Source organism: Carboxylicivirga sp., from assembly GCF_982718395.1.
The window spans coordinates 1-5,381 of the sequence record NZ_CEXQWX010000259.1 but is presented as its reverse complement, the minus strand read 5'-3'; the positions used below and the strand labels follow the sequence as shown (position 1 = coordinate 5,381).

The following is a 5,381-nucleotide window of genomic DNA, read 5'->3' as shown; positions in this document are numbered from 1 at the left end:
ACCAGGTGGCTTTCCAGTCGCGGGTTGGACCTGTTAAGTGGGTTGGACCAGATACTGACGACTACCTGGAAGAACTGGTTCAGGAAGGAGAAAAAAATGTGGTACTCATCCCTGTTAGTTTTACAACTGAGTGCCTCGAAACGGTCTACGACTTAAATATTAAACTGGTTGATATCTATAAGGAAGATGAACGGGTTGATCACATATCACGTGTTGAAATACCAGTTGCTCATCCTTTATTTATTGATACACTGAAACAAATTGTCAATGAGTAATCAGCATTACGATGTAATTATAATTGGTGCTGGTGTTACCGGATTAACATTAGCCCACCATCTAAATAAGAAAGGCGTCAATTTCAAAGTCCTTGAACGACAGAACCGCCACGGAGGTGTTGTTCATACACAGAAGGAGAATGGTTTCATATATGAATCAGGACCTAACTCAGGAATTGTGTCACACCCGGAAGTGGTGACCTTGTTTGATGATCTGGGTGATAGCATAAAAATTGAAAAAGGTAATGATTTGGTGAAAATCCGTTATGTACTTAAAGATGGACGCTGGAATGCTTTACCTCATGGACCTTTATCTGCTATTACCACCCCTTTATTCACACTTAAAGACAAATTCAGGATATTAGGAGAACCGTTCCGAAAGAAAGGAAGCAATCCGGATGAAACATTAGCCGAGATGGTTAAACGCCGGATGGGTAATAGCTTTCTGGATTATGCCATCGATCCTTTTATCCTTGGTATATATGCAGGTGATCCGGCTCAGCTGGTCACACGATATGCCATGCCTAAACTGTATAATCTGGAACAGAAATACGGTAGTTTCATAGGTGGTGCACGAAAGAAAGCAAAAGAGCCCAAGACCGAATTGGAGAAACGCACGGATAGGGCTGTTTTTTCTATCGAAGGAGGATTAAGTGGCTTAACAGATGCATTGCTGAATAGTGCTGGTGAAGAACATTTTACCTTTGGTGCTGACAAAGTAACAATTAAGCCCAATGATAACGAATATCAGGTTACTTACGAAGGCGGTGAAGGTGAAAAAACTATAAGCGCTACAAAAGTAGTAACAACAATCGGTTCTGTGGGATTACCTGAGACCTTACCATTTATCGACAATGGAACAATGCAAGACCTTACCAACCTGAAATATGCACGAGTGGTTGAAGTATCATTAGGCTTTAACAAATGGGAAGGACGACTATTAGATGGTTTCGGCGGGCTTATCCCGCATAAAGAAGGAAGGGATTTACTAGGCGTATTATTTATGTCATCTTTGTTTAAAGGACGAGCCCCTGAAGGTGGAGCTTTACTAACCATCTTTATGGGAGGAATTCGCAACGAAGCTTTGTGTGATCTGTCTGATGATAACATTATGGATATACTTAAGAAAGAGTTCTGTGATTTGATGCAAGTCGCTGAATTTAATCCATCTCTGGTTAAGCTTAAGCGCTATTCTCATGCCATACCGCAATACGGAGTATCTTCCGGTCTGCGCTTTAAAGCCATTGATGAAGTGCAAAAGCAATATCCGGGTTTAATCATTGCCGGTAACCTGCGAGATGGAATTGGCATGGCCGACCGAATAAAACAAGCTACCTTGATTGCTAATGAAATTGGTCAATGAGAAATCTGATTCTGATATTGCATATTATAACCAGCATTGTAGCGTTTATCATCACAGCTATTGTGCTTATCAGAGCCATTGGTGGGTTATTAAAGAAGATATCCATTAGCAAATATGATGTGAGTTTGCCTTTGACAGCAACCCTCCTGCTCTATTTTCAGCTCATCCTTGGAACCGCCTTATTTGTTATGTATATGGTAGAGTACAGCAGCGGCGACATGGAAGTCTACCAAAAGCAAGTGGTCAAAGGAAGGTTCTGGGCGATGGAGCATTTCATTTTAATGGTTTTTACATTGGTCATTAGTCACATCGGATGGATATTCGCCAAAAGCAATCATACACCTAAACTTATCTTTAAGAAGAATTTTCTTTATTTTGGTATTGCCTGTTCCATGATTATGATCTCAATGGTGATGAACATTGTCAGGTACTCCATTTAATTTGTAAAACCGGATTTTCGACTATTGTCGAAATCCTTGAGCATATTTAAAATGAAGATATTAGTCGTAGAAGATGAGCCGCAATTGGCACAGACTATACAACAATTTATCAAATCAGAAGGACACAATTGTGAGATAGCCGGTGATTTGACTTCGGCACTTGATCTTGCAGATAGTTTGTTCGATATCATTATTCTGGATCTTAACCTGCCTGATGGTAATGGCCTGGAAGTTGTGAAGAAAGTGAAGGGGATGAATATGCAAACAGGTATTATAATTGTATCGGCCCGCGATAGTTTAGATAATAAAATTGAAGGTCTGGAGCTGGGTGCCGACGATTACCTGACCAAACCTTTTCAAATGGCGGAATTAAATGCCCGCTTGAAATCCCTGGTTCGAAGAGTACATTTTAAGGGTGAGGAGAAAATCGTTTTCAATGAACTGGAAATTACTCCCAGTGAGCTATTAGTTAAAATCGATGGTACTCCGATTGACCTGACAAAGAAGGAGTTTGACTTGCTTGTTTATTTTATTGCGAATAAAAACAGGGTATTAACCAAAACAGGAATTGGTGAACACATGTCGAAAGACTTTATGGATTATGGCTTTACCGACGATTTAATCTATTCACATATTAAGAATCTGCGAAAAAAGCTGATTAAGGCAGGTTGCGGTGATTATATCAAAAATGTGTATGGCGTTGGCTATAAGTTTACGGATTCTTAGTTTATAGAGGCTGTAAATCATCTTAATACTTTGTACTCAAGTCTTGATACTATATTTTATATGAAACTTATCACCAAAACCGGTCTTAACTTTATATCCGCCAGCATCTTCTTCTTCTTTGTTGGTAGCTTGGGTGGTTATTATTTTATTCGCTATGCAGTCAATAAAATGTTTAACAATGAATTACTTGAAGCTCAGCGACAAGTCGAAAAGATAAATACCCCTGCCCTTTCTTATGCTGATGTCCAAATAGATACGCTTCCTGTTTCACTCGAACAAGTACAGTATTCATTTTCAGATACTGTAATTCTCAATACCATCAGCAAAAACTATGAATTCTACCGAAAACTCAACTATCTGAAACCAATTGGTTCTGACAAAGCCATTCGTTATGAGGTGGTTCGTTCAACAGCGCCATCTGATTTAATGGTGATGAAGTTTACCTTGATGCTGACTGTCTTCCCGGTTATTTTCTTTCTGATCTTATACCTGGTTAACCGGGCATCAACCAAGTATTCACTGTCGGTTTTTTACGATACTATCAATAAGCTTCGCTCCTTTGATGTTAATAAGGATAACCGGTTGGACCTGATGACATCTGACATTGATGAGTTCGAACAACTGAATGAGGTATTTAATGCCCTTGATAAAAAAATTAAGGAAGATTACGAGCGATTGAAAGAATATACCGAGAATACATCGCATGAATTACAAACTCCTTTGGCCATTATTAATGCTAAATTGGATGAGTTGATTCAATCCGATAATCTCACCGAAGAACAGATCACTTCTATCGCCGGATTGATTGAAACTACAAACCGTCTATCCAAAACCAACCAAGCCCTCATCTTTCTGGCTAAGTTGGATCACCGTGTATTCGCCGACGCTGAAAACATTGATTTTAATGAAATAATCAGGGCACAGCTCGAAAATCTGGAGCCATTTATTGAAGAGGCTGGTCTGAAGGTTGAGATGCAATCTCAGATGGTTTTACGAAAAAAGATGAATGCCTCACTGGCACACACCTTGATTCAAAATCTGCTTAAAAACGCGATCCGTCATAACATCGAGGATGGATTTATAAAGATCGACATCAAGGATCAGGAATTGCAGATAAGCAACAGTGGTCAATTGGTTAGCCATGAACCAGAGAAGATGTTCGGCCGCTTTCAAAAAAACAGCCAACACCCGCAATCATTAGGAATTGGCTTATCTATTGTGAAACGAATCTGCGATATATCAGAAATAACCATTCGCTACGAGCAAAAAGATAATGAGCATATCTTTTTACTCAAATTTACATCAAATTGAATTAATAACTTGACAAGGCTTTTCTGAGTCCTTCAAAGCGATTCTCGTAATCTTTAATCGAAAGTTCAATCACCTCCTTGGCTTCTTCAGCATTGTAAACATGAGTTATCTCGGATTCATTGCTGAGTCCTGGCATATCTTTATAGGTCAAGAAATAATGCTTCAGACGTTTTATCACCATCTCTGGCAAATCACTTATGTCCTTATACTCTCCGTATACTACATCATTCTTAAGTACAGAGATAATTTTATCGTCAGCCGCATTGCCGTCCAGCATTCTGAACCCGCCTATCGGAATAGCCTGAGCCAATACATCACCATGGGGTATGTCCTTTTCGGTCAATACCAATATATCCAAAGGATCTCCATCACCAATGATATCCTTTTTCCCTGATTTTTGAGCACAAAATTCTCCTACCAGCTTACCACAATAGGTTTGCGGAATAAACCCGTAAGGAGCCGGAACCACATTAGAATATTTTTGAGGTCGGTCAATGCGCAGATAACCACTTACTTTATCTACTTCATACTTAATGGTATCAGTTGGAACAACCTCAATAAAACAGGTTAGTATCTCAGGAGAGTTGTCGCCAATGTCAACACCATGCCAGGGGTGCGATTTGTAACGAAGTCCCATCAGCCGACCAATTGGGTCCATTATGCTGTTTGATGTCATATTCTTCTCTTTAGATAATTTTTGGATTGATTATACAACAACACGAAGTAACAGAATGTTTTATCCGTCACTCATGATAATTGTCAGCCTGTTAACTGAAAACCATTAAAGAGAAGCCACGACAAACGTGAACTTAATTAATCCTTAGGCTTATATTGATTTCTCCACCTAAGAATAGTCTCGTATCGCATGCCTGTACTTTTAGCTACCTCCGCTGGCCTATGAGTCTCCAGTAGCTTCATTACCATCTCTTTAACATCATCACTATATCGTGGTGACACACTCTTGGTTTTGCAATAACGTTTGCGAATACGTGCAATGCTCATATCAGAAACATTGAACTCTTTTGCAATGGCTGTAGCCTTTTCTCCGGCATCAAGACGCTTAGCTATTTTTAGCGAGTCATCAGGTGAAATAGTAGAACCACCTCTAAAATTATGATTCTTAATAAGCTCCCTGCGTAATTGACTGGTTTTTTTGTTAGCATCTTTTTGATTACCCCAGAAAAGGTTCTCATAATGATTGTTAAGCGTATGGCCGTCTTTGTGAAAAACCATTTTGTTGGATACCGGCATTGGATTGGTCACAAA

7 protein-coding genes are annotated in these 5,381 nt (G+C 39.4%); 5 read left to right on the top strand and 2 right to left on the bottom strand.

The genetic code is table 11. The features are described from left to right. The 5 genes from AC4MRQ_RS24770 to AC4MRQ_RS24750 form a co-directional block, all read left to right on the top strand. On the top strand, positions 1 to 275 hold a 275-nt coding region (locus tag AC4MRQ_RS24770; protein WP_491200417.1), incomplete at its 5' end, for a ferrochelatase. Then, positions 268 to 1,638 carry a protoporphyrinogen oxidase gene (gene hemG / locus AC4MRQ_RS24765; RefSeq protein ID WP_491200416.1) on the top strand — a complete coding sequence of 457 codons (1,371 nt, stop codon included), beginning with the start codon at positions 268 to 270 and terminating at the stop codon, positions 1,636 to 1,638. The genes AC4MRQ_RS24770 and hemG, both read left to right, overlap by 8 nt. Continuing rightward, positions 1,635 to 2,078, top strand: a complete 444-nt coding sequence (locus AC4MRQ_RS24760; RefSeq protein ID WP_491200415.1) for a hypothetical protein — start codon at positions 1,635 to 1,637, stop codon at positions 2,076 to 2,078. The genes hemG and AC4MRQ_RS24760 overlap by 4 nt, the downstream gene beginning before the upstream one ends. 51 nt (positions 2,079 to 2,129) lie before the next feature. After that, positions 2,130 to 2,804 (top strand): response regulator transcription factor, encoded by a 675-nt coding sequence (locus AC4MRQ_RS24755; RefSeq protein WP_491200414.1) that lies wholly within the window; start codon positions 2,130 to 2,132, stop codon positions 2,802 to 2,804. A gap of 60 nt (positions 2,805 to 2,864) precedes the next feature. After that, positions 2,865 to 4,115 carry a sensor histidine kinase gene (locus AC4MRQ_RS24750; protein ID WP_491200413.1) on the top strand — a complete coding sequence of 417 codons (1,251 nt, stop codon included), beginning with the start codon at positions 2,865 to 2,867 and terminating at the stop codon, positions 4,113 to 4,115. Between the two features lies 1 nt (position 4,116). On the opposite strand, the gene AC4MRQ_RS24745 is transcribed toward AC4MRQ_RS24750, so the two are convergent. Next, on the bottom strand, positions 4,117 to 4,791 hold the full coding sequence (locus AC4MRQ_RS24745) for an inorganic pyrophosphatase (protein WP_491200412.1): 675 nt from the start codon (positions 4,789 to 4,791) through the stop codon (positions 4,117 to 4,119). 137 nt (positions 4,792 to 4,928) lie between these two features. After that, positions 4,929 to 5,381 (bottom strand): hypothetical protein (locus tag AC4MRQ_RS24740; RefSeq protein WP_491200411.1); only part of this gene is annotated, 453 nt, incomplete at its 5' end.